The following is a 24,993-nucleotide window of genomic DNA, read 5'->3' as shown; positions in this document are numbered from 1 at the left end:
TACTGTATTTAGGGCGAATTATATGCCAAGTGAAATTTTATCGTTTTTAGCTTGTTTTTGTCATAAATTTTATCAATATTTGATTTTTAATTATCAAAAAATGATATGAAAACATTAATATCTTGGATTGCAACTATGCATGACTTTTCCAGAAATCCAGAAACAAAACAGGTAAACGGAGTCAACGAAAGCGGCCCGACATTTAATTTTCATAAGGATTTCTATAAACATGACAGGCATGTTATCTTATCAGCTGAAAAAGGAATTGAACCCGATATTTATATTGAACAATTACGAACTGAGTTGAATAAAAAATATCCTGATCGCAAGATTGAAACACAATATCTGGATATCACAGACGTCATCGATATATCTCAAATAAAAAGTAAAGTAGAAGGTTTGTTGATAAGAGAATATAAAGACGATGAAATCAATATTTTTTTTTCACCTGGTACTTCCGCAATGCAAATCTCATGGTATTTGATTCATGAATCAGGGTTGTTAAATACAAAATTATATCAGGTACGTCCTGAAAGGCATTCCAAAACCGGTAAAGCCGAATTATTGGATATGCATGTTGTAAAATCTACAATTCCAGGTGGAAGTATAATTAAAGAAGAAAGTGTCGTATATCATAAAGAGAATTATCTTATAACTGCTTCATTGGAGCAAATTTATTCGAAAGCAGAGATGATTGCTAAAGCTGATCAGGTGACTACTTTAATTTTTGGTGAGAGTGGTTCTGGCAAAGAGCACTTGGCAAGTTATATACATAATAATTCAGCAAGAAATCAAAAGCCATTTGTAGCTATAAACTGTTCTGCTTTTACTGACGGGCTTCTGGAATCGAGATTGTTTGGCCATACAAAAGGGGCCTTTACTGGGGCGGTAACAGATCATAAAGGTTTACTGGAAGAAGCAAACGGTGGAACAATTTTTTTAGATGAAATTGGGGATATTTCCCCTTACATGCAACAGCTCTTATTGCGCGTTATTCAAGAAAAGAAAATTCTTAGAATAGGTGATGTCAAAGAAAAGAAGATTGATGTAAGAATTATAGCGGCGACAAATAGAAATCTTCCTCAGCTATGTGCAGAAGGTAGTTTTCGTTGGGATCTATTCTATCGTCTTGCTGTAACAGAACTTACTATTCCTCCTTTGCGTGACAGAGGAGCGAAGGAGAAGAAAGAACTGATTGATTTTTTTATAGAATCTAAAAGAAAATTATTTAAAAGACCTAAAAAGCTGCGTTTGGAGAAAGATATTGAACAATTTATATTAAATTATCCGTTTCCTGGAAATGTTCGAGAAGTTGAAAATTTAATTGAAAATCTTTATGTTTTTAATAACGAGGTTGTTTCGAGGGATACGCTTCCTGTTAGGCTTCTAAATCCTTCTGATGAATCCAAATTGGATTTGAAAACAGTTGAAAAATTACACATAATAAAAGTTTTAAAAATTGCGAAAAGTAAACAACATGCAGCAAAATTATTGGGCTGTGTAATTAATACATTAGAGAAAAAAATTAAAGATTATAATATAGAAAATTAATTAAAAATCTAATAGTGTTGAGGTAAGTTTGAATTATATGCTTTTTATGAAAAAACGGTAAATAGATTTGCAAAGATGAATTTAAATATCAAAGATATTCTTCACTAAAATGTACTTATAATTTTCGACTTGATCTATTTTTCTAAGGTCCTTGTTAAGATATTAAAACTTTTACTGCGGGCAAAATTTGTTACCCAGCTATTTATTAGCTATGATTTATTTAAACAACAAAAATAAAACTGTTAGAATTATCAACTAAAAATTTTCTCAGAATTTTTCCAATTATTATAAAATCCTGTGTGCTACAAAAAAGAAAAATCCCAACTCGTTAGGATTATATTTATCATTTATGATTTCAAATATTCTCTAATATCCTTATCTGTTATAGAATCAAAGGCCTCACCAAAATCAGCCATTGTAAAACCTAATGCTCCAATAATGCTAATTAATGTTATTGCTGTTGGGGATGTATTTCCATTTAATGTATCGTTCACTGTGGCCTTTCTAATTAAGGCATTGGTAGATATTGTATGATAACTGTATATGATTTTGTTATCAACAACATTTTTTTGCAAATTCTTTCCTCTCTCTAAAAGTTTTCTTAGAGAGATTATAATTTTAATTTTATTGATGTCATCTTCTGTTTTCACTAATGCAATTAACAATTTAATGAATAAAATATCGGCACGCTTTGCCGTACCGATATTTTGTTTTATATTTGGCATTATTATTAATAAATTATTATTTGTTAATTTTGCGATACTTCAAAGAATATTAGAAGCTATTGCTTAGAATCTCGCCATTGGAAACTGGTAATTTTTAGGAACGAGAGGATAAGTAAGCGGCTCACGACCTAGGCGTGAGTCTCTATCTCTTATCTGTTCCACGGTATACCAGTACCTCAATGGCTGATAATGTAGAGTACTCACGTCGTTTTATTTTCTTATGTAGTCCGCTGTCTCTACAATTCTCTAAGCTGCTTTTACAAAAGTCTGGCTATCCACCTGATTTACAGGAAAAAGCGGTTGATACCGTAATTACACAAGCGAAAATGTTAGTCGATGATTTAGTAAATAATGATTAATTAGCATCGTTTATATTTTATTCATATATGTTTTTAAGACACCATACTTAGTTACTAAAAATAAAAAAACAGAAGCCAAAGATAATTCGCTACCAAGCCCACCAGCCTAAATTCTGTCAAGATCAAGTCCTCCGGATTTTCAGAAAAACTTTTTACGTATAAAAATCTACGTAAAAACTTTTTCCAAAAAACCTTGACAGAATGCCACGCTCTTTTCAAAAGGCTTTCTTTTTTTCTTTTTTTTAATTTTTTTTCTTCGTTTTCTTTTAGAAATATTTCAACTGACAATTTAAGGTGCAAAAAGAAGGATTAAATTCTTTAATTGAACTCTAAAAAACTTGTTCAAAATTTGAACTTTTTACTTGCAGATTTGAGCAGAAATTTTTAGTTTTACTACGTAAAATTTAAATTAGGATTTTACTACTTTTTTGCAAATGTCCTATTTGAGGCCATTCACAGAGATGCTACAGCGAAAATCTTATCTATAAAGCGATGAGGAATGGGTACAAAATCCCCTCACTCTCCGCAAAAATCCTTGAATCAAATGATTCAAGGATTTTTTTATTGCTCATCATTCTAAAGAGCAATTCCTTAGAATCACATCTGATAAATGATTTTTCATATTCTGGACATTGTCCTGAATTCGGTAGGTCTCATATTGGTAAGTTGATAAAAATTATTGCTGAAATCGGCAATATGGGAGTACCCAATTTCATAGGTAATTTCAGTCATATTCAGATCGGTATCTTTAATTAATTCCATAGGCCGGAAAATCTTAAGCATTTTTTAGGATCAAGAAAAGAAAATATACATTATTAGAAAGCAGGTGATTCGTTAATGTAAATCTTTCAGATATTTTTAAGTTCAAGATTGGGAAAACGTAACTTTCATCTAATCCTGCAGAATCCCATTTTTGCAGGTTTTTTTGTTCTCTGATTTCCGAAATTTTCAGGTGTTTCCAGGTGCTGTTTTGTGGAGTGTTTTCATGTTTACATTCTTATATCATATTATTGTTTAGGCTGACTGTTTCGTAATTATTTGTAGTTAGAGCGTAAAAAATGGTAATCGAAAATGATGATTTGCCTCTTTTTTAATAATGAAAAGTGTGCTTTTTACATTTTTTTTTCGTGCAAAATGAAAAAAAAAATAATTGTTCTTATCATAATATTTATTCAGAAAAAAATAATCTTTTTAAGGGTATTGTGAAATTGCAATTGATTGTGAATTCATGTCTTATGAAATAAGTAAGTGTAAAATTAATGATAACCTTATCATATTTTTTATACAATTGATATCATAAAAATTCGATATGTAAATCATTGATAAGCAGTAGATAATAGCGGATTTATTTTTTTTATTCAGATGAATTTTTATATTTGTAATGTTACCAAAATGTTAACAAACTAATGAATCAGAACTTTATTCATACCTATGTCTCTGTAGATTGTGTTGTCTTTGGATTTGACCATGAAAACAGGTTGAATATATTACTAGTACAACGCCATGTTGATGACGTTCCGTTGGAAAAGCAGATCAAACTTCCTGGAAGTCTTATTTTCAGCGATGAGGATGTAGATGATGCAGCACAAAGGGTACTTCATGAACTTACAGGGATTAAAAAAATGGTTCTCAAACAGTTCAAATGCTTTGCCGATCCCATGAGAGCGAGCAATGCCCATGATATCAAATGGATGGATCAGGAATACAAACATCATATAGACAGGATCATTACAGTGGCCTATCTTTCTCTTTGTAAAATAGATCATAAGATCAACAGTACAAAATATGATACCGTAGACTGGTATCCTATTGATGAGGTTCCGGTACTGCCTTTTGATCATAACAAAATTATCACTGAATCTTTAATGGAGATCAGAAAATGGATTGAATCTGATTTCTCCATTATTTTTGAGCTGCTGCCTAAAAGATTCACCATAAGACAGCTTTATCAGCTGTACAGTGCTTTAAATGAAAAGAATATTGATATTAAGAATTTTCATAAAAAAATATCCTCATTCCCCTATATCGTTCCTTTGGATGAAATTCAAAAAGATGTATCACACCGCGCAGCAAGATATTACCGATTTGATGCTAAAATCTACAAGAAAAACAATACAAAACTTATAAAATAACCCTTTTAAAAAAATTATGTACTTACTAGGCTATGACATTGGCAGTTCTTCTGTGAAAGTGTGTCTCATTGAGGCGTCCAGCGGAAAAGTGATTGCTTCTGAATTTTCTCCCAAAAAAGAGATGAAAATCACTGCTATAAATCCCGGATGGGCAGAGCAAAATCCGGTAGACTGGTGGATCAATCTTAAGTTGGCACACGAAGCTGTCATGCATGAATCCGGAGTACATGCAGAAGATATTAAAGGAATCGGAATTACCTGGCAGATGCATGGGTTGATTCTTGTAGACAAAGATCAGAACCTTTTAAGACCATCCATTATCTGGTGCGACAGCCGTGCTGTACCTTATGGTGAAAAGGCTTTCAAAACCATAGGAGAAGAAAAATGTCTTTCACATCTGTTGAATTCACCGGGAAACTTTACAGCATCAAAGCTTGCCTGGGTAAAAGAAAACGAACCTGAGATCTTTGAAAAGATAGATAAAATAATGCTTCCCGGAGACTATATTGCCATGAGACTTTCAGGGCAGATAGGAATGACCATTGAAGGATTATCAGAAGGAATATTCTGGGATTTTAAGAACAACTGCATTTCGGAAGATATCATTAACCACTATGGAATTCCTGAAAGTTTTTTCCCGGAAATTGTACCTACATTTGGGATTCAGGCAACAGTTTCAAGGGCAGCAGCGGAAGAATTAGGCTTGAAGGAGGGTACACCTATTTCTTACAGAGCAGGAGACCAGCCCAACAATGCGCTTTCCCTGAATGTGTTTAACCCTGGAGAAATTGCCTCTACAGCAGGAACTTCAGGAGTGGTTTATGGAGTGCTGGACCAGCTGGAATATGATAAATTATCAAGGGTCAATACATTTGCCCATGTCAATTACACACCGGAACAGATCAGGCTTGGGGTTTTACTGTGTATCAACGGAACCGGAATTTTAAATTCCTGGCTGAAACACAATTTTGCAACTTCGCTTTCTTCCTATGGTGATATGAATGATATGGCTTCACTTTCACCCATCGGATCGAAAGGGTTAAGCATTATTCCTTTTGGAAACGGAGCTGAAAGAGTGCTGGAAAATAAGGATACAAGCTGTTCAATTCACGGAATAAACTTCAATATCCATTCAAAAGGCGATATTCTTCGTGCAGCACAGGAAGGTATTGTATTCTCTTATGAATACGGAATGGATATCATGAGAAATATAGGCATGGATATCCAGGTGATCCGTGCAGGAAATGCCAATATGTTTTTAAGCTCAATCTTTCGCCAGTCGCTATCCAGTGTCAGCAATGCGGTTATTGAACTTTATGATACCGATGGAGCGGTAGGAGCAGCAAGAGCTGCAGGAATGGGAATAGGATTTTATTCAGATTCCAGAGAAGCATTCTCTTCACTCGAAAAAATAGCGGTGATAGAGCCCGAACATGAAAAACAGGAACAATATTTAGAAGCCTATGCCAGATGGAAACATCATCTTAACGAAATAATCTAGGACCATTACAACAGCATTTTTCATTCTCTTACTGACTTTTCAGAATCAGTGAGAAGGGAATTTCTACGCAAAAAATTAAAAACAAAAATAAAAATAATCAAATAAATATGAACACTTTAACAGGTACAAAAGAGTTTTTTACAGGTATTGAAAAAATTAAGTTTGAAGGGAAGGAAAGTAAGAACCCGTTGGCGTTCCGTTACTATGATGCGGAAAAGATCGTGATGGGAAAACCTATGAAAGACTGGACAAGATTTGCGATGGCATGGTGGCATACCTTATGTGCCAACGGAAGCGATCCGTTCGGAGGACCTACCATTCACCATCCTTGGGATATCGGAAACGATCCGGTAACAAGAGCAATGCACAAAATGGATGCAGGTTTCGAATTCATGTCTAAAATGGGATTCAATTACTACTGCTTCCATGATATCGATCTGGTAGACCCTGCCAACAACTGGAAGGACTACGAGAAAAATATGCAGACTATTGTGGAATATGCAAAACAAAAACAGCAGGAAACAGGAATTAAGCTTTTATGGGGAACAGCCAATGTTTTCACTCATGAAAGATACATGAACGGTGCTTCTACCAATCCAAATTTTGATGTAGTAGCCTGTGCAGGAACTCAGGTGAAAAATTCAATAGATGCCACGATAGCGCTTGGTGGTGAAAATTATGTTTTCTGGGGTGGAAGAGAAGGATATATGAGCCTTTTGAACACAGACATGAAGCGTGAAAAAGATCACCTTGCCCGTTTCCTTTCCATGTCAAGAGACTATGCACGCCAGCAAGGTTTTAAAGGAACTTTCCTGATTGAACCTAAACCAATGGAGCCTACCAAGCATCAGTACGATTATGATTCTGAAACAGTAATCGGATTCCTTAGACATTACGGATTAGATAAGGATTTTAAACTGAATATCGAAGTGAATCACGCTACATTGGCAGGTCACACATTCGAGCATGAACTTCAGGTTGCAGTAGATGCAGGACTTTTAGGAAGCATTGATGCCAACAGGGGAGATTATCAGAACGGATGGGATACAGACCAGTTCCCAATTGATTATTACGACATGGTTCAGGCGTGGCTGGTGCTGCTTCCGGCAGGAGGTCTGGGAACCGGAGGGGTGAATTTTGATGCCAAAATCAGAAGAAATTCTATTGATGCTGAAGATCTGTTCATTTCCCACATCTCAGGAATGGATGTATTCGCAAAAGGTCTTCTTGCAGCGGCTGATATCCTTGAAAATTCAGATTACAAAAAGCTGAGGACAGACCGTTATGCTTCTTTTGATAACGGAAACGGAAAAGCATTTGAAGAAGGTTCACTTACACTGGAAGATCTGCAGAGAATAGCTCACGAAATCGGCGAACCACAGCCAAAAAGCGGAAAACAGGAATTGTTTGAAGCCATCGTGAATATGTATATATAATTAAAAATAAAAGGCTTATCAACACTAAGGATTTTTATACACAATAATTATTAAAGAGCCTTTTATTCAACAACTAATACTAAAATAATAATTATGAACCGATTTTATTTCAATAAAAGCAATAGAGCAGCACTGTTTTTTGCAATGACTCTATTGCCTTGCGGCATAGCATATTCACAGGTTAAGAAAGATACAGTAGCTAAAGAAAATAAAATAGATGAAGTTGTTGTGATAGGATATGGAACCCAGAGAAAAGAGGCTGTAACAGGTTCTGTAGCCACTGTAAAAGGAGATGCCCTGCGTGAAGTACCTTCTGCCAACATTACCCAGGCATTACAGGGAAGAACGGCAGGGGTAGATATCTCGCAAACCTCCACTAAACCGGGTGCTGCCATGCAGATCCGTATCAGGGGAACACGATCTCTGACAGGAGATAATAACCCATTGATTGTATTGGATGGTATTCCTTTCGTAGGATCACTGGGAGACATCAGCTCAAGTGATATCAAAAGTATTGACATCCTGAAAGATGCTTCTGCTACAGCCATCTACGGGTCAAGAGGAGCAAACGGTGTTATTCTCGTTACAACCAACAGAGGAGCAAAAGGGCAGAGGCCTAAATTTACCTATAACACCTTTACAGGAGTTCAGACCTTGTTTTCAAAATATCCGATGATGGATGGTCCTAAGTTTGCAAAACTGCGTGCTTATGCCATTCCTGCGGGAAATAAAACGCCATTGTATTCCAACGGGGCTGATGAAAATAACAGCGTCAATACTGACTGGCAAAGCCTGTTTTATAAGCCGGCGATGATGACCAGTCACGATGTAGGGGTTTCAGGAGGAACAGAAGGTGGAAATTATAATGTAGGATTATCCTATTTTAAACAAAATGCATTAATTCCTATTCAGAGTTACGAAAGATTTGCCCTGAGAATGGCGATTGACCAGCAGGTAGGATCTGTCTTTAAGTTTGGTTTTACAACCAATACAAACTATTCTGTCTCTGAAGGAAACGGAGTAAATCCGGGAGCGGTTCTGGGATATTCTCCGATTGCCAATCCTTACAATGCGGACGGAAGCCCGAAAAGAGTAATGAGCACCGCAGGCGGTATCGATCAGACATGGATTTATACCAGAAGAAGCCTGGAGAGCCTGGCAGAGAAATATATTGATGAAACCAAATCTTTTGCATCCTATAACAACCTTTACGGAGAAGTCAGCCTTCCAGTCAAAGGATTGAAATACAGGTTAAATGTAGGGTTGGATTTCCGTACTTCAAACAGTGGAAACTATAGTGGTGTAGGAGTTTTCAATACAAATCCTCTGGGACCGTCAGCGGCAGGAAAAGGGAATAACCAGACTTATCACTGGGTATTGGAAAACCTCCTGACGTACGACCGTACATTCGGAAAACATAAGATCAACGCAGTAGCATTATACTCTGCAGAACAGAACAAGTATACAAGCTCATACATGAGTGCAAAAAATGTCCCTGCAGACTTTTTCCAGTATTATAACTTAGGACAGTCACCACAGGCAGATATTACAGTAAGACCTGAAGACCAGGCGTACTGGAAAACAGGCCTGCTTTCAGCGATGGGAAGAATCATGTATACGTATGATAACAGGTACATGCTTACAGCCACACTCCGTGCCGACGGATCTTCCAGACTGGCACCGGGTAACAAATGGCATACCTATCCCGCATTATCATTAGGATGGAATGTTACCAACGAATCCTTCATGGAGAATATCAAAGCGATTAATCTCCTGAAATTCAGAGTAGGATGGGGGCAGACTTCCAATCAGGCAGTAGATCCATACACTACGATGGGAAGATTTAACGTGGCTCCTTATAACTACGGAAGCGCAGGAAGTGCAGGAATCTATGGAAATCAGCCGCCTAATCCAAACCTTGGATGGGAATATTCAAAAACACAAAACTACGGGGTAGACTTCGGGATCCTGAACAACCGCCTTACGGGAAGTGTGGAATATTACAAAACCCATACATTTGACCTGTTGACACAAAAAAGTCTTCCGGCAACAAGCGGTTGGTCATCCATCGTTTCCAATGTAGCCGAAACGGAAAATAAAGGGGTGGAAATTTCCTTGAACGGAGTTATTTTTGATAACCCGGATGGGTTTACATGGGAAGCCGGAGTTAATTTTTACACCAATAAAAACAAAATTTTATCTCTTGCATCCGGAACACAACGGGACATCAATAACTCATGGTTTGTAGGGCATAATATCAATTCATTGTATGATTATCAGTACATCGGTCTTTGGCAGGCTGGCGACCCGTATCAGAGCATTCTGGAGCCGGGAACTGCTGCGGATGTTATAGGATCTATCAAGGTTCTTTACACCGGAGGCTATAATGCTGACGGAACTCCGGTAAGAGCAATAGGACCGGATGACAGACAGATTTTTGATACCGCTCCGAAATTCCAGGGAGGATTTAATATGCGCTTTGCCTACAAGAATTTTGAACTGAGCACAGTAGGAGCTTTCCAGCACGGAGGAATCCTGGTGAGTACGATTTACGGATCTGCAAGTTATCTTAACAGATTAACGGGTAGAGGAAATAACGTGGATGTGGATTACTGGACAGAAGATAATACCGGTGCTTATTTTCCGCGCCCGGGACGTCATTTGAGTGGCGATAATCCAAAGTATTCTTCTACTTTAGCAATGTTTGATGCTTCTTACCTTAAGCTTCGTACCATTACATTAGGCTATAATGTCAATAAAGATTTTTTAAAGGATCTGAAAATTACCAGCTTAAGAATTTACTTTACGGTAACCAATCCTGTTGTGCTATTCTCACCTTATCATAAGTTCTCAGGAATGGATCCGGAACCAAACTCTTTCGGAAATGAAAACCAGGCAGTAAGCGGATATCCAAACCGCCAGCTTGTCATAGGAACGAACAACCCTTCCACAAGAAATTACTTAATGGGACTTAACTTAACCTTTTAAAACTGTACTGTCATGATAAATTTTAACAAAAAACTGCTATTAGGAGCAATCTTTTTATCCTTAACATTTACAGGTTGTAGTGAAATTCTTGATGAGCAGCCAAGAGCAATCTATACAGCTGACTATTTTAATACACCGGATGGAGTTAATCAGGGATTTACGGCTTTATACAGACAGATGAGATTACTGTATGGCAATGGCTACTTTATGAGCAATTGTCAGAACGGAACTGACGAATCTACCTGGGCACAAAGTGCGGATGGAAACTTCAAAGAATTGGATATGTCCGGAAACGGTATTATCAATTCCAATACTTTTCCTACCAGTATGGTCTGGAACTCCGTATTTCCATATATTAATACTGCCAACGGAATCATTGAAAAAGGACCTGGATTCGGAATTGCAGAATCTATGATTTCTGAAGCCCGTTTCTTCCGCGGATTTTACTACTTCATGCTCGTACAGACCTATGGAGGAGTTCCTCTGGATTTAGGAGCAGGGGAATTGAAATATAACACTCTGCCTTCCACCTCTTCTGTAAGAAATACCGTACCGGAAGTATATACAAAAACTGTTTTTGCTGACCTTAAAAAAGCAATAGAAAATTTACCTGCATCACCAAGGGTAACAGGTGGTGTAACTAAAAATGTTGCAAGATTGATGCTTGCCAAAGCTTACCTTACTTATGGATGGTGGCTGCAGAATCCAAACAGCATTCCAACTTATCCTGAAGTGGCAAGAACTGATCCTGACGGACACAATGCCCAGTGGTATTTCCAGCAGGCTTATGATATCGCCATGGAAGGAATCAACAATCCCGGACCTTATACGCTTCAGCCTACTTTCTATGATGTGAATGTAGGTTCCAATGACAGGAATACCGAATCTATGCTGTATGCAGACCATACACAGTCAAGTACATACTACAACGAAAGTGATCCTGTAGGATTTGGATCAGGCTGGGCTCCGGACAATTTTGCAGCATGGATGCAGACCTGGAACTATACTGCCATCAAAAGCAGTAAAACCACAGCGTGGGAAGGAGCGGACGTTGTAAGCGCCGTACAGAGAGAAGCAGCACAGCCATTGGGACGTCCATGGGTGCGTATGTGTCCTACCTTAGGTGTTATCAAAAATACTTTTGCAGATAAAACCAACGATTCCCGTTATGATGGAACTTTTGTAACCACCTACAGAGGAAACTGGAACAAGAATGGAACAGGCCTTACAACGGTTCCTGTACTTTATAATGCCAATAATTTACCTGTACAGCCGGGAGGAGCTATCTTAAGCTTCCTGAATGATGACAGTCAGACTCCTTCTTACCCTACAGGATCCGGACAAAGTGGTGTAGGAGCAGGAACCCTTCCGGGAAGAGCAGACTGGGTGATCGCACCGAACGGAATCAGCAGAATTGTATATCCGGGTCTTTGGAAAATAGGAACTTACCGTACCGATGATCCAAATGGATTAGGATATCCGAATGCAGGATTAACCCGTCCTTTCAGTGTTGCCAAATTTTCAGAATTCTATTTTATTGCCGCAGAAGCAGCTGTAAAAGGAGCTTCAGGAGCTATGACAGCCAGAGATCTTATCAACGTCATCCGTGCCCGTGCCGGAAAATGGAAGTTCAATAATGCACAGAATACCGCTTATGTGGCAGATAACAGTGCCGCAATGACTGCTGCTACGCCATCTGTAATTACCATTGATTATATCCTTGCAGAAAGATCCCGTGAATATTACGGAGAATTCTACAGATGGTATGATCTGGTACGTACACAGAAGTGGGGAGATTATGCGGCAAGTTATCAGATTGGAGGAGCTTCTTATGGAGATCATGATCCGCAGACGGTGACAAGAACAATAAAACCTTTTCATTATCTGAGACCGATTCCTCAGAATCAGATTGATGCGATGGAAGTATCGGCAGATATTAAAGCAAAATATCAGAATCCGGGATACAATTAATTTCATTCTACATTCATATCAGTAACAGAGTAGGTGTGAAAAGCACCTGCTTTGTTTATCTGAATTAAATTTTAAAACTATGGAAAAAACCTGGCGTTGGTTTGGCAAAAAAGACAAAATAGCACTCAGCACACTTCGTCAAATAGGAGTAGAAGGAATTGTTTCTGCCCTACATGATATCCCCAACGGAGAAATCTGGAATTCAGAGGCCATCAATGATTATAAAAACTATATAGAAAGCCACGGACTTCGCTGGTCTGTTGTGGAAAGTCTTCCCGTGAGCGAAGCCATCAAATACGGAGGTGAAGACCGTGACTCTTTATTAGAAAATTATATCATAAGCCTTGAAAATCTGGGTAAAGCAGGTGTTACAACAGTTTGCTACAACTTCATGCCCGTTCTCGACTGGGCAAGAACCGACCTCTTTCACGAATGGGAAGATGGTTCATCCTCACTTTATTTTGACAAAGCCAAGTTTGCGTACTTCGAAATTCATATCCTTAAAAGGGAAGGTGCAGAAAACGATTATGACCCGGAAATACTTCAAAAAGTAGAAGAATTAAAAAATACATTAACGGAAAAAGATAATCATGACCTGATCGATTCAGTCATTGTAAAAACACAGGGTTTCGTGAATGGAAATATCAAAGAAGGAGAATTGAATCCTGTAGAAAAGTTCAAAAGTCTGCTGGCTTTGTACGATGGTATAGATAAGCATCAGCTTCGCCAAAACATGAAATATTTTCTTGAAAAAATAATGCCTGTATGCGAAAAATGGAATATCCAGATGTGTGTACATCCTGATGATCCGCCTTTTTCATTACTGGGCTTACCCAGAATAGTAACCAATGAAGAAGATATCGACTGGCTTCTGAAAGCTGTTGATAATCCTCACAACGGATTAACATTCTGTGCCGGATCTTTAAGCGCCAACCTTCAGAATGATGTTCCAAAGCTTGCGCAAAAATTTGCTCACCGTACCAAATTCGTTCACCTGAGAAGTACAAATGTCTTTGAAAACGGTGATTTTATCGAAGCTCATCACCTGGGAGGAAGAGGAAAACTCATTGAAGTAATCCGTGTATTCGAAAAAGAAAATCCTGATCTTCCGATGAGAATTGACCATGGAAGACTTTTAACGGAAGATATTGACAAAGGATATAATCCCGGCTATTCATTTTTAGGAAGAATGCTGGCATTGGGCCAGATCGAAGGAGTAATGGCTGCAGTACAGTCGGAATTACAAAAAAATTAATCTGCGTTTGTAATAAATAATAAAAAGTAAAATGAAAGACCTGTTTAGTATTGAAAACAAAGTAGCAGTCATCACAGGGGCTTCGGGCGTTTTGGGAGGCAGCCTTGCCAAAAGTTTTATAGAGGCCGGAGCAAAAGTTGTTGCACTGGGAAGAAACCAGGAAACATTGGATGCCCGGGTAAAAGAACTGACAGATTTGGGTGGGGATACACTTGCTGTAGAAGCCAATGTGATGGATATTGAAAGCCTTGAAGCCGCTTCAGTGAAAATAAAGGAAAAGTATGGACGTATTGATATTCTGCTCAATATAGCGGGTGGAAATATTCCGGCAGCCACCTTATCTCCCGAACAGTCATTTTTTGATATGGATATGAAAGGATGGGCAGAGGTTACCGATCTGAATATCAACGGAACTGTTTATCCGAGCTATGTTTTCGGAAAAGTAATGGCTGAGCAGGGGAGCGGAAACATTATTAATATTTCTTCCATGGCTGCCTATTCAGCAATTACAAGAGTGGCCGGATATTCTGCCGCCAAATCAGCAATTACCAATTTTACGCAATGGCTGGCTTCTGACCTGGCATTGAAATTTGGAGATAAAATACGCGTTAATGCCGTGGCTCCCGGATTTTTCATTGGAGATCAGAACCGCGCAATCCTTCTGAATCCGGATGGAAGCTTAACGGAAAGAAGTAAAAAAGTAATGGCGAAAACACCTATGCAGAGATTTGGAGAAGTAGAAGAACTGAACGGGGTTGTACAGTTTCTGTGTTCAGATGCAGCAAGTTTTATCACAGGAGCACTGATTCCTGTTGATGGAGGTTTCAGCGCATTCAGCGGAGTATAAAAAGCTAATTTCTTCATATCATCAAACAGGACCTTAGTGGTTTCATTAAGGGTTCTGTTTTTAAATGTAGACACCTAAGTGTTGTGAAAATCATTGATTTTCATCTTATGTGAACTTTTCTGCATAATCATAATTGAAGTGTTCTAAAAACAAAGCTTTTGTGACTTTTGTGGTTTTGCAGAGTGTAAACAAGTTAATTAAAATCCAGGATTGTAAAAATAAATAATGAGTAATTCCATTAAAAATAAAGATGTTTTCGGAGAACTGTTTTTGCTTGAATCAGCAAAGGCAGAAAATTTGTATTTCGGATATGCCAAAGACATGCCGGTGATTGATTATCACAATCATCTGGAGCCAGATGTTATTTCTGCCAATCAAAACTTCCGTTCTCCAGCAGCTATCTGGCTGGATGGTGACCATTACAAATGGAGAGCCATGAGAAATTTTGGTACTGATGAACAGTTTATTTCCGGAAATGCTTCAGATCAGGAAAAATTCATGAAATGGGCCGAAGTGGTGCCTTATACCCTTCGCAATCCGCTGTTTCACTGGACGCATCTGGAACTCAAAAACCCTTTTGGTATCAACGAATATTTATCACCCAATAATGCAGATACGGTGTATCATCAGATGAATGAAAGTCTGCAGACACCTGGTTTTTTACCACAATCCATCATTCAGAATTTTAAAGTAGAAGCCTTATGTACTACAGATGATCCTGCTGATGATCTGGTTCATCATAAAGCTTTAAAACACAGTGGGTTTAAAACAGCTGTTCTTCCTGCTTTCCGCCCTGATGCTTATATTAATATAATTAATCCTGAACGGTATCTTTCAGGAATTAAAAAACTTGAAAAAGTTTGTGAATTTTCCATCGTGTCAGCTTCTGATCTGTTGAATGCACTTCAGTCCAGAATCAATTATTTTGTGGAAGCAGGGGCAAAAGTAGCCGATCACGGCTTTGAATATTTTCCGGATACCACAAAGTGGAATCAAAACCTTGAAAAAGAGTTTTCAGAATTCCTGAAAGGGAATATTTCAACATTTTCCGATCCGGATGCCTTATGTGGCTATATGCTGAAAGAGCTTTGCAAAATGTATGCAGAAAAAGGCTGGGTACAGCAGTTTCATGTAGGGGCAACCCGAAACAACAATTCAGAAATGTTCAGAAAAATGGGCGCCAATGCAGGATATGATGCCATTGGAGAACCATATTATGCACAGCGATTGAGTGTTTTGCTGGATGCATTGAATTCAGAAGAAAAACTGGCCAAAACCATTATATACAATCTGAATCCGGCATTTAATGAAGTTTTGGCATCCCTTGCCGGAAACTTCAATGAAGGAGGCATCAAATCCAAAGTACAGTTTGGAGCAGCCTGGTGGTTTCTCGATCAGCTCGACGGGATGACGAAACAGATGAATACACTTTCCAATATCGGTCTGATCAGCACTTTTGTCGGCATGCTGACCGATTCCCGAAGCCTGCTGTCATTCTCAAGACATGATTATTTCAGAAGGCTTTTGTGCAATCTGTTCGGAAGTGAAATGGAAAGAGGTCTTCTTCCCGATGATGAAAAATGGGTAGGAAAGATCATTCAGGATATCTGTTATCACAATACAAAAAATTATTTTGAAATCTAATACCATGCAGGACTCGACGAAAATACTATGTTTCGGGGAACTGCTTCTCCACTTTGCCCCGGATTCCGAAGGAAACTGGTTGAACGAGCAGTCTCTGAAAATGTATGTGGGCGGTGCCGAATACAATGTAGCGGCAGCACTTTCCCAGTGGAAGAATTCTGTGAAATTATTATCAGCTTTACCTGAGAATTTTGTTGGAAATCACTTAGAATTTCAGCTTAACAATAAAGGAATAGAAGTCCTTGCAGAAAAAACTCAAGGGAGAATAGGAACATTTTACCTTTCTTCTGATGGAGATATGCAGAACGCTTCAGTGGTTTACGACCGATTTCCGTCTGTTTTTACCCAGTCGGATTTTGAAACTTTCAGTGATGATGAGATATTTTCAGGAGTAAAATGGCTGCATATCAGTACCATCACACCGGCTTTGAGTGACAATGCATTCCGCAAATGTTTACAGATCATGAAAGAAGCCAGAACAAAAAATATTACAGTTTCTCTGGACCTGAATTACAGAGCATTGCTTTGGCAAAACCAGAATCCTCACAAAATTAAAGAGCTGATGCCTTTTGTGAACGTTCTTATGGGAAATATATGGTCTGTGGAGCAGTTTCTGAATATTCCTGTTGAATATGAACTTAACGGAAAATTTGATGATGAAAATCTTCTGAAGCAGGCCAAAAAAACAGCTTTGGAAATCAGGAGACAATTCCCGGGGGTGGAAAAAATAGCGAATACTTTCCGCTTTACAAACGGGGAACAGGTGAATTACTTTGCCACCTTATTTGCTGATGAACAGCTTTTGATTTCAGAAAAATATAATTCAGATACCATTGAAGAAAGGGTAGGAAGCGGTGATTCTTTCATGGCCGCTTTGATTCATGGAATTTTAAAAGGAAATCCTGACCAGCAGATCTTGGAGGATGCTACAAAAGTTGCTTTTAAAAAGCTTTTTGTAAAGGGAGATACCATTGATGAAAGCATAAATATCGAGAAATTATGAGTGAAATACTACAAAAAATAAAAGACCAGAAAATAGTTCCGTTATTCTATAACGAATCGTTTGAGGTCTCAAAAAATATCATAAAAGCTTTATACGAAGCAGGAATCCGTGTGATAGAATATACCAACCGCGGCCATCAGGCATTGGAAAATTTCACTAAGCTGAAAGAAATTTCCCATACAGAATTTTCTGACCTTCTGTTAGGAATCGGGACGGTGAAAAACATAAAAGAAATGGATGATTATGCTCATGCAAAAGCAGATTTTATCATTACACCAGTGATCAGTGAAGCATTGGTAAAACATGCCCTCGAAAAAAATATACTTCTGATTCCGGGCTGTTTTACCCCTTCCGATATCAATATTGCCTATCAGAAGGGTTTAAAACTGGTTAAAATATTCCCGGCTGATTCTTTAGGGAAGAACTACATCAAATCGGTACAGCCTGTTTTTCCGGGAATGAATTTCATGCCCACCGGAGGAATCCATGCTGAAACTGAAGATATCAGTGAATGGCTCAATGGAGGTGCCATAGCAGCAGGGCTGGGAAGCTCTCTCATCGGAAAAGATAATAATGAAGAAGAACTGACGCTGAAAACAAAAAAATTATTACAACAACTTAATCAATAACTCAATGCATGCTCCTCACAACCGCAATATAAGATGGTGGATGCTGTCCCTTGTCTTTCTCGCCACTACGATCAATTACCTTGACCGTCAGGTAATGGGTTTGCTGAAACCTGTGCTGGAAAAAGAATTCAGCTGGGATGAAAAAGATTATAGCTATATCGTCATGGCTTTTACCACGACTTATGCCATCGGTTATATGGCCATGGGAAGGTTTATAGACAAGGTAGGAACCAAAATCGGGTATGCGGTTTCTCTTATTGTATGGAGTTTGGCCTCTATAGGACATGGTCTTGTAAAAAGTACCATCGGATTTATCATTGCGAGAAGTACCTTAGGCATCAGTGAAGCAGGAAACTTTCCTGCCGCCATCAAATCAGTGGCTGAATGGTTTCCCAAAAAAGAAAGAGCACTGGCAACGGGAATTTTTAACTCAGGAGCGACGGTGGGAGCTATTTTAGCCCCGCTATTGGTTCCGGTCATTCTTGGGCATTACGGCTGGAGACAGACCTTTGTATGGATTGGTGCTTTGGGCATGGTCTGGATTATTCTTTGGTGGAAATTTTATACCGTACCGGAAAAAGCCAAAAATATCAGCAAGGAAGAACTGCAGTATATAAAAAGCGATCAGACTGAAAAAACAGAAGAGAAAACCAAAATTCCTTTATCGGAATTACTGAAATATAAAGTAACATGGTCATTTGCCATCGGTAAGATATTAACCGATCCTATCTGGTATTTCTTCATGTTCTGGCTGCCGGCCTATTTCTCGGATGTATTCAAAATGGATTTAACCAAACCATCTCTTCCGTTAATTATTATTTACAGCGGAACCACGATCGGAAGTATTGGTGGAGGATATCTCTCATCATTTCTGATCAAAAAAGGCTGGGCTATCGGAAGAGCCAGAAGCATTACCATGTTATTGTTTGCTTTGATGGTAGTTCCGGTCATGTTCTCAAAATATGTAGATAATATGTGGATGATCACAATCATCATTGCCTTTGCAACAGCTGCACATCAAGGATGGGGAGCCAATCTTATGACTACGGTCGGAGATCAGTTACCCAACAATTATGTCAGTTCTGTCATTGGTTTTGGCGGAATGCTGGGCTCAGCGGCAGGAATCATTTTTCCCCTTTTTATCGGAATTGTTCTCGACGCTTTTAAAAAATCAGGAAACATCAACGGGGGCTACAACATTATATTTTTCATAGCCGGAATATCCTATGTTACAGCCTGGGGATTGATTAAAATAATCAACCGCAAGAAAACCTTATAAAAACTATTAAATAATGATCTGTAATCGATTATAATAATAAAATATGATACGCATTGCTGAGTGTAACGCCCTTGTGAACCTTATTAAGGATGTAGTTAAAAAATTTGCGGACTTAGCGTTAAAAAGAACAACACCTATTCAAAAATATACATTTTAAAAACTATAAAAAAAGAATAACAATGAAACAGAATATAATGAATTTAGCTTTCTTCAGAAATAAAACGAATATCCTTGCAGCAGCTGCTTTGCTATCGGTGACTTCGATTTCTGCCCAGACATTCTCAGACTTTAATTACCGTGGAAACGATAAAATATATAATGACAACCCTCTTAAACCGGACGAATTTTATTCTCCGATTTTACAGGGCTGTTATCCCGATCCAAGCATTACAAAAAAAGGCGACGATTATTATCTGGTAAACTCTTCTTTCTCAATGTTTCCGGGCGTTCCGATTTTTACGTCTAAAGATCTGGTAAACTGGAAGCAGGTAGGGCACGTTTTAGACAGACCTTCCCAGCTTAAAGTTGAAAATTCGGGCGTTTCGCATGGAATTTATGCACCGGATATCAAATACAATAAGCACAACGATACTTTTTATATGATTACTACCCAGTTTGCAGGTGGTATCGGAAATATGGTCGTAAAAACCAAAGATCCGTCAAAAGGATGGAGCGAAGTCCAAAAGCTAAACTTTGACGGTATTGATCCTTCTATTTTCTTTGATGATGATGGAAAAGCATATATCGTTCACAATGATGCTCCGCCGAAAGGTACTGAGCAGTACAACGGCCACCGTGTTATTAAGATTTGGGACTATGATCTCGAAAAAGACCAGGTAGTTGCGGGCTCGGATAAGATTATTGTAAACGGAGGCGTGGATCTTTCCCAAAAACCGATCTGGATTGAAGGTCCCCATATTTACAAAAAGAACGGTAAATACTACCTGATGTGTGCAGAAGGCGGAACCGGAGGCAACCATAGCGAAGTGATTTTTATGGCAGATTCTCCGAAAGGACCGTTTGTTCCCGCTAAAAATAATCCAATTCTTACGCAAAGATATTTTCCGAGAGACAGAAAGGAAAAAGTGGATTGGGCAGGTCATGCAGATTTAGTGGAAGGTCCGAACGGACAATGGTATGGCGTATTTTTAGCAATTCGTCCGAATGTCAGCAACCGTGTTAACAAAGGCCGTGAAACGTTCATTCTTCCTGTAGACTGGAGCGGAACGTATCCTGTTTTCCAAAATGGCCTGGTTCCGATGAAACCAAAATTGAAAATGCCACAAGGTGTTCAGAATCAAACCGGACAAACCGGATTTTTCCCGAACGGCAACTTTACATACAACGATAAACTAACCGATAAAAACCTCGATTTCCGTTGGATTGCCATGCGTGGTCCTCGTGAAAACTTCATTACTGCAACAAAAAATGGTGTAAAAGTAAACCCTTTTGCAACCAATATCAAAGCATTGGCCCCGGTTTCGGCATTATTCCACAGATTACAACACGAAGATTTTGAAACCTCTGTAACCTTGGATTTTAAGCCTAAATCAGGAAAAGAGCTGGCAGGAATTACCTGTTATCAAAGTGAAACATTCAATTATGTTTTCGGAATCACAAAAAAAGATAAAGATTTCTACATCGTATTGGAAAGAACAGAAAAAGGGCAATCAAAGCTGATCGCCAGCGAGAAGATTTCATTATCCAAACCGGTTAAACTGCAGGTTGTTGCCGATAAAGATGAACATAGCTTTAATTATTCACTGGATGGCACGAATTATAAAAATTTGGGAGGACCGGTTTCAGGAGATATTCTTTCTACTGATATAGCGGGAGGCTTTACAGGAAGCCTTATCGGGCTTTACAGTACATCTTCCAATGATATTGTACCGAATTAAGTTAGTATTAGCAATGTCACACTGAGCTTGTCGAAGTGTTCCTTTTAAGATTGTAAAGAATTAAATCGAACCAAAATATCAAAACCTTGAAAATCAAAAAATCTTATATAGTTTCTTTATTGGGATTTATCGGGCTGAATCTTCTTTCAGCCCAGGTAAATCCTTCCGGAAAACAGAGTACTGCATTTACCAATCCCATCATCTGGGCAGATGCACCGGATTTATCCATTACCAGAAACGGAAACGATTTTTACCTGATCAGTACCACCATGCATCTGATGCCGGGAGCTCCGGTAATGCATTCCAGGGATTTGGTACATTGGGAAATGTCTGGTTATGTTTTCGATACTTTGAATGACAACTCGAAATATGATTTATTGAACGGAACCGTTTACGGCAGAGGTCAATGGGCTTCTTCAATCCGTTATCATAAAGGAAAATATTACGTTTTATTCTCTCCGAATGATGAACCTTTCAAATCTTATTTCTATGTGACTGATGATCCTGAAAAAGGAAAATGGAAGCTGATCACCAGAACACGGCATTTTCATGATGCTTCACTGTTTTTTGATGACGATAACAGAATATATGTTTTCACTTCCAACAAAGTTTTTGAACTGAGCCCCGATTTTAAAGAAGTGATCGGAAATCCGGATGGAACTGAGGTATTTCAGAAAGATGCCTCGGAAACCGGGCTTCTGGAGGGAAACCAGATCATCAAAAGAAACGGGAAATATTATATGATGATGATATCCTGGCCCAAAAACGGAAAACGCCGCCAGGTCGTCTACAGAGCTGATAAAGTGACAGGTCCTTACGAGAAAAAAGTCGTTTTGGAAGACAATTTTTTAGGGTTCTCTTACGCAGGTCAGGGCGCTTTGATTGATGATAAAAACGGAAACTGGTATTCTCTTATTTTTCAGGACAGAAATGGAGTAGGACGTGTTCCTTTGCTGCTTCCCGTACAATGGGAAAACGACTGGCCGGTATTGGGAGATAACGGAAAAGTTCCTTTGAAAGGAGAAGTTCCGCTTCCGCTATTCAAAGCAAAAAATCATTTGGTGGAAAGCGATGAGTTCTCTGATAAAACAATGAAAATCCAGTGGCAATGGAATCATAATCCGGTGAATGAAGCCTGGTCTTTATCCGAAAGAAAAGGCTTTCTGAGACTGAAAACCAGCAGAGTCGTAGACAATCTGTACGCTGCACCCAATACTTTAACCCAGAGAATGGAAGGTCCAACCTCTTCAGCAGTTATCGCAATGGACCTTAAAGGAATGAAAGATGGAGATGTAGCGGGTTTCAGCGCCTTCAACGGGGATTCCGGGATCTTGTCAGTAGTGAAGGAGGGTGAAGAAAAATTCATTGTTTTTTCAACCAACGAAGTGAGCCTGGACAATAAGACAAAAGCCATTACTGGAGTTAAAAAAGAAGAAAAAAAACGGATTCCTCTCAATTCGGATAAGGTTTTTCTCCGTATTGATGCTGATTTTAACCTCGGGAAAGATCTTGCAGACTTTTATTACAGTACGGATCAGAAGAACTGGACGGAAATGGCAAAAGATTACAAAATGATCTTTGATTACCGTAGATTTTTTATGGGATCAAAATTAGCAATTTTCAATTATGCCACTAAAAATACCGGAGGCTTCGTAGATGTGGATTTTTTCAGAGTCAATGAAGCCGGAAAATAAGAATCAAAAGCAGAGAAAAATCTGTTGTAAACAGTAACTAAAATATACGCTATTATTTTTTTATCTCAAGTAATAAGTGTAAAAAATACAAATAAAAATCATGAATAAATCAGTTATATGGGCTTTAGGACTTGTTTTGTCGGGAATGTTCGTTTCCGCACAAACTCTTGATCAACAGGCGCCGCAGGGTTTCGATGTGGAAAATGCTGCTATTTCCCACGGAAAAATTGACACGATTCAATATCCGTCAAAAACCGTTGGAACAACAAGAAAAGCTTTGGTTTACACACCGCCGGGATTCAAAAAAGGTGAAAAATATCCTGTTCTTTATCTTCTTCACGGCATCGGCGGGGATGAAAAAGAGTGGTTCAATCAGGGAAAACCCAATATTATTCTGGATAATCTGTATGCACAGGGAAAACTGCAGCCGATGATTGTAGTACTTCCCAACGGCCGTGCGATGAAGGATGACAGAGCGAAAGGAAATATAATGGCTCAGGATAAAGTGGAAGCGTTTGCAACTTTTGAAAAAGATTTACTGAATGATCTGATTCCGTTTGTAGAGAAAAAATATCCGGTTAAAAAAGACCGTGAAAACCGTGCTTTGGCAGGATTGTCAATGGGAGGCGGACAGACACAGAATTTTGCTTTCGGAAACATTGATAAGTTTGCCTGGCTGGGCGCATTTTCTTCTGCACCCAATACAAAAGAGCCCAATAAGCTTTTACCCAATCCACAGGATGCATTAAAGCTGAAGCTGATCTTTATTTCCTGCGGTGATGCAGACGGGCTGATGCCTTTCAGCAAGAGAACCAGCGATTATCTGAGAAAAAATAAAATCCCTCATATCTTTTATATAGAACCGGGCGGCCATGATTTTAAGGTTTGGAAAAATGATTTATACATCTTTTCACAGCTGTTGTTTAAGCCTGTTGATACAACGAAGTTTGAAGGATTTACCGTTTTGGGAACTCCTGCAGCAACCAATATAAGAAATGCCCAGTATCCTCAAATCCTTCCCGACGGAAGGGTGATGTTCAAAGTGAAGGCACCGGAAGCGCAAAAAGTTCAGATCGATTTAGGGAAAAAATATGACCTGAAAAAAGATGCTGATGGATTCTGGACAGGTATAACTGATCCGCAAAGCGGAAGCTTCCATTATTATTCTCTGCTGATTGATGGTGTTGCGGTTGCTGACCCGTCCAGCGAAACATTCTACGGAATGGGAAGGTATGCCAGTGGAATAGATATTCCTTTCGAAGGAGATGATTTCTATGCATTAAAAGACGTCCCTCATGGGGATATCCGTATTAAAAATTTCTATTCCAAAGTCACAAACTCATGGAGAAGAGTTTTTATTTACACCCCGCCAGGTTACGACCAGAATCCTGTTGAATCTTATCCCGCACTGTATATTTTACATGGCGGAGGTGAAGATGAAAGCGGCTGGGCCAACCAGGGCAAAACCAATCTGATTCTGGATAATCTCATCGCAGAAGGAAAAGCAAAAAAAATGGTCATCATTATGCCGGACGCCAATATCGGACAGGGCGGAATCCGGAACTTTGGAGAGCGCAATCTTCAGATGTTTGAAAAAGAGCTGAAAGAATCCATCATTCCGTTTGCCGAATCCAATTACAGGATAAAAAAAGGTAAAGAAAACCGTGCGTTGGCAGGACTTTCCATGGGTGGAATATATACGCTGTATGCCGGAATTCAGAACTCTGATATGTTTTCCGGTCTGGGAGTTTTCAGCTCAGGATATATGTTGCCGATGCTTCAGGATGTTGCCGATAAACAGTACAAATTTTTAAATGAAAATAAATCTGCTTTTTCATCCAACATCAGAAATTTCTGGATTTCAATGGGTGGAAAAGATGATATTGCTTATGAAAACGGTCAGAAAATGTTGAAAGAACTGGATAAAATAGGAATTAAATATTCTTACACCGATTATCCGGGAGGCCACACATGGCCGGTTTGGAGAAATAGTCTGCATCAGTTTGTCCAGATACTTTTTAAATAGTAAAGTGACTTAAACTTTATAAAACCACAAAAGTCACAAAAGCTTTCATTTTAAA

Annotated in this window: 18 protein-coding genes; 15 read left to right on the top strand and 3 right to left on the bottom strand. The window is 38.7% G+C overall.

Going from position 1 to position 24,993, the window contains the following annotated elements:
* Positions 1-105: 105 nt before the first annotated feature.
* A complete protein-coding gene (locus AC59HC_RS07235) occupies positions 106-1,551 on the top strand; it encodes an RNA repair transcriptional activator RtcR family protein (RefSeq protein WP_095439071.1) in 1,446 nt (481 codons plus the stop codon).
* A 347-nt stretch (positions 1,552-1,898) separates the two neighbouring features.
* Here AC59HC_RS07235 and AC59HC_RS07230 read toward each other — a convergent pair whose 3' ends face one another.
* The 3 genes from AC59HC_RS07230 to AC59HC_RS07220 form a co-directional block, all read right to left on the bottom strand.
* A complete protein-coding gene (locus AC59HC_RS07230; RefSeq protein ID WP_496558326.1) occupies positions 1,899-2,276 on the bottom strand; it encodes a hypothetical protein in 378 nt (125 codons plus the stop codon).
* A 63-nt stretch (positions 2,277-2,339) separates the two neighbouring features.
* Positions 2,340-2,480 carry a hypothetical protein gene (locus AC59HC_RS07225; RefSeq protein ID WP_165585125.1) on the bottom strand — a complete coding sequence of 47 codons (141 nt, stop codon included), beginning with the start codon at positions 2,478-2,480 and terminating at the stop codon, positions 2,340-2,342.
* A gap of 773 nt (positions 2,481-3,253) precedes the next feature.
* On the bottom strand, positions 3,254-3,397 hold the full coding sequence (locus tag AC59HC_RS07220; RefSeq protein WP_496558325.1) for a helix-turn-helix domain-containing protein: 144 nt from the start codon (positions 3,395-3,397) through the stop codon (positions 3,254-3,256).
* 644 nt (positions 3,398-4,041) lie between these two features.
* Between AC59HC_RS07220 and AC59HC_RS07215 the strand changes: the two genes are divergently transcribed.
* The 14 genes from AC59HC_RS07215 to AC59HC_RS07150 all read left to right on the top strand — a co-directional run bounded on the left by AC59HC_RS07215 (position 4,042) and on the right by AC59HC_RS07150 (position 24,938).
* Entirely contained in the window at positions 4,042-4,767 is a 726-nt protein-coding gene (locus AC59HC_RS07215) for an NUDIX hydrolase (RefSeq protein ID WP_047430953.1), read from the top strand.
* Between the two features lie 16 nt (positions 4,768-4,783).
* Positions 4,784-6,268, top strand: coding sequence for a xylulokinase (locus AC59HC_RS07210; protein WP_227941534.1), 1,485 nt, complete (start codon positions 4,784-4,786; stop codon positions 6,266-6,268).
* Positions 6,269-6,375: 107 nt separating this feature from the next.
* The gene (gene xylA / locus AC59HC_RS07205) at positions 6,376-7,704 is read left to right on the top strand and encodes a xylose isomerase (RefSeq protein ID WP_110009770.1); all 1,329 of its coding nucleotides are present in this window, start codon (positions 6,376-6,378) and stop codon (positions 7,702-7,704) included.
* 93 nt (positions 7,705-7,797) lie between these two features.
* Positions 7,798-10,692 (top strand): SusC/RagA family TonB-linked outer membrane protein, encoded by a 2,895-nt coding sequence (locus AC59HC_RS07200; protein WP_343643302.1) that lies wholly within the window; start codon positions 7,798-7,800, stop codon positions 10,690-10,692.
* A gap of 12 nt (positions 10,693-10,704) precedes the next feature.
* On the top strand, positions 10,705-12,663 hold the full coding sequence (locus AC59HC_RS07195; protein ID WP_343643303.1) for a RagB/SusD family nutrient uptake outer membrane protein: 1,959 nt from the start codon (positions 10,705-10,707) through the stop codon (positions 12,661-12,663).
* 79 nt (positions 12,664-12,742) lie between these two features.
* Positions 12,743-13,918 carry a mannonate dehydratase gene (gene uxuA / locus AC59HC_RS07190; protein WP_343643304.1) on the top strand — a complete coding sequence of 392 codons (1,176 nt, stop codon included), beginning with the start codon at positions 12,743-12,745 and terminating at the stop codon, positions 13,916-13,918.
* Positions 13,919-13,949: 31 nt separating this feature from the next.
* Positions 13,950-14,765 (top strand): SDR family oxidoreductase, encoded by an 816-nt coding sequence (locus AC59HC_RS07185; RefSeq protein WP_343643305.1) that lies wholly within the window; start codon positions 13,950-13,952, stop codon positions 14,763-14,765.
* Between the two features lie 225 nt (positions 14,766-14,990).
* Complete coding sequence (uxaC, locus tag AC59HC_RS07180) at positions 14,991-16,409, top strand: glucuronate isomerase (protein WP_496558324.1); 1,419 nt, start codon at positions 14,991-14,993, stop codon at positions 16,407-16,409.
* A complete protein-coding gene (locus tag AC59HC_RS07175) occupies positions 16,399-17,412 on the top strand; it encodes a sugar kinase (RefSeq protein WP_496558323.1) in 1,014 nt (337 codons plus the stop codon). The genes uxaC and AC59HC_RS07175 overlap by 11 nt, the downstream gene beginning before the upstream one ends.
* Complete coding sequence (locus tag AC59HC_RS07170) at positions 17,409-18,041, top strand: bifunctional 4-hydroxy-2-oxoglutarate aldolase/2-dehydro-3-deoxy-phosphogluconate aldolase (protein ID WP_496558322.1); 633 nt, start codon at positions 17,409-17,411, stop codon at positions 18,039-18,041. Before AC59HC_RS07175 ends, AC59HC_RS07170 begins: the two co-directional genes overlap by 4 nt.
* Positions 18,042-18,045: 4 nt before the next feature.
* On the top strand, positions 18,046-19,320 hold the full coding sequence (locus tag AC59HC_RS07165; RefSeq protein ID WP_496558321.1) for an MFS transporter: 1,275 nt from the start codon (positions 18,046-18,048) through the stop codon (positions 19,318-19,320).
* Between the two features lie 179 nt (positions 19,321-19,499).
* Positions 19,500-21,218 carry a glycoside hydrolase family 43 protein gene (locus tag AC59HC_RS07160; protein WP_496558320.1) on the top strand — a complete coding sequence of 573 codons (1,719 nt, stop codon included), beginning with the start codon at positions 19,500-19,502 and terminating at the stop codon, positions 21,216-21,218.
* Between the two features lie 86 nt (positions 21,219-21,304).
* Complete coding sequence (locus AC59HC_RS07155) at positions 21,305-22,912, top strand: glycoside hydrolase family 43 protein (protein WP_496558319.1); 1,608 nt, start codon at positions 21,305-21,307, stop codon at positions 22,910-22,912.
* A 100-nt stretch (positions 22,913-23,012) separates the two neighbouring features.
* A complete protein-coding gene (locus AC59HC_RS07150) occupies positions 23,013-24,938 on the top strand; it encodes an alpha/beta hydrolase-fold protein (protein WP_496558318.1) in 1,926 nt (641 codons plus the stop codon).
* Positions 24,939-24,993 lie beyond the last annotated feature (55 nt).

The sequence above is a fragment of the Chryseobacterium sp. DZ-32 genome, assembly GCF_059587025.1.
The sequence above is the reverse complement of the archived record's forward strand: the minus strand, read 5'-3'. Positions and strand labels throughout refer to the sequence as shown.

Bases quoted from the DNA above. Each gene is read 5' to 3' on its own strand.
- AC59HC_RS07235 (WP_095439071.1), top strand. From the start codon at position 106: ATGAAAACATTAATATCTTGGATTGCAACTATGCATGACTTTTCCAGA.
- AC59HC_RS07230 (WP_496558326.1), bottom strand. From the start codon at position 2,276: ATGCCAAATATAAAACAAAATATCGGTACGGCAAAGCGTGCCGATATT.
- AC59HC_RS07220 (WP_496558325.1), bottom strand. From the start codon at position 3,397: ATGGAATTAATTAAAGATACCGATCTGAATATGACTGAAATTACCTAT.
- AC59HC_RS07215 (WP_047430953.1), top strand. From the start codon at position 4,042: ATGAATCAGAACTTTATTCATACCTATGTCTCTGTAGATTGTGTTGTC.
- AC59HC_RS07210 (WP_227941534.1), top strand. From the start codon at position 4,784: ATGTACTTACTAGGCTATGACATTGGCAGTTCTTCTGTGAAAGTGTGT.
- xylA (WP_110009770.1), top strand. From the start codon at position 6,376: ATGAACACTTTAACAGGTACAAAAGAGTTTTTTACAGGTATTGAAAAA.
- AC59HC_RS07200 (WP_343643302.1), top strand. From the start codon at position 7,798: ATGAACCGATTTTATTTCAATAAAAGCAATAGAGCAGCACTGTTTTTT.
- AC59HC_RS07195 (WP_343643303.1), top strand. From the start codon at position 10,705: ATGATAAATTTTAACAAAAAACTGCTATTAGGAGCAATCTTTTTATCC.
- uxuA (WP_343643304.1), top strand. From the start codon at position 12,743: ATGGAAAAAACCTGGCGTTGGTTTGGCAAAAAAGACAAAATAGCACTC.
- AC59HC_RS07185 (WP_343643305.1), top strand. From the start codon at position 13,950: ATGAAAGACCTGTTTAGTATTGAAAACAAAGTAGCAGTCATCACAGGG.
- uxaC (WP_496558324.1), top strand. From the start codon at position 14,991: ATGAGTAATTCCATTAAAAATAAAGATGTTTTCGGAGAACTGTTTTTG.
- AC59HC_RS07170 (WP_496558322.1), top strand. From the start codon at position 17,409: ATGAGTGAAATACTACAAAAAATAAAAGACCAGAAAATAGTTCCGTTA.
- AC59HC_RS07165 (WP_496558321.1), top strand. From the start codon at position 18,046: ATGCATGCTCCTCACAACCGCAATATAAGATGGTGGATGCTGTCCCTT.
- AC59HC_RS07160 (WP_496558320.1), top strand. From the start codon at position 19,500: ATGAAACAGAATATAATGAATTTAGCTTTCTTCAGAAATAAAACGAAT.
- AC59HC_RS07150 (WP_496558318.1), top strand. From the start codon at position 23,013: ATGAATAAATCAGTTATATGGGCTTTAGGACTTGTTTTGTCGGGAATG.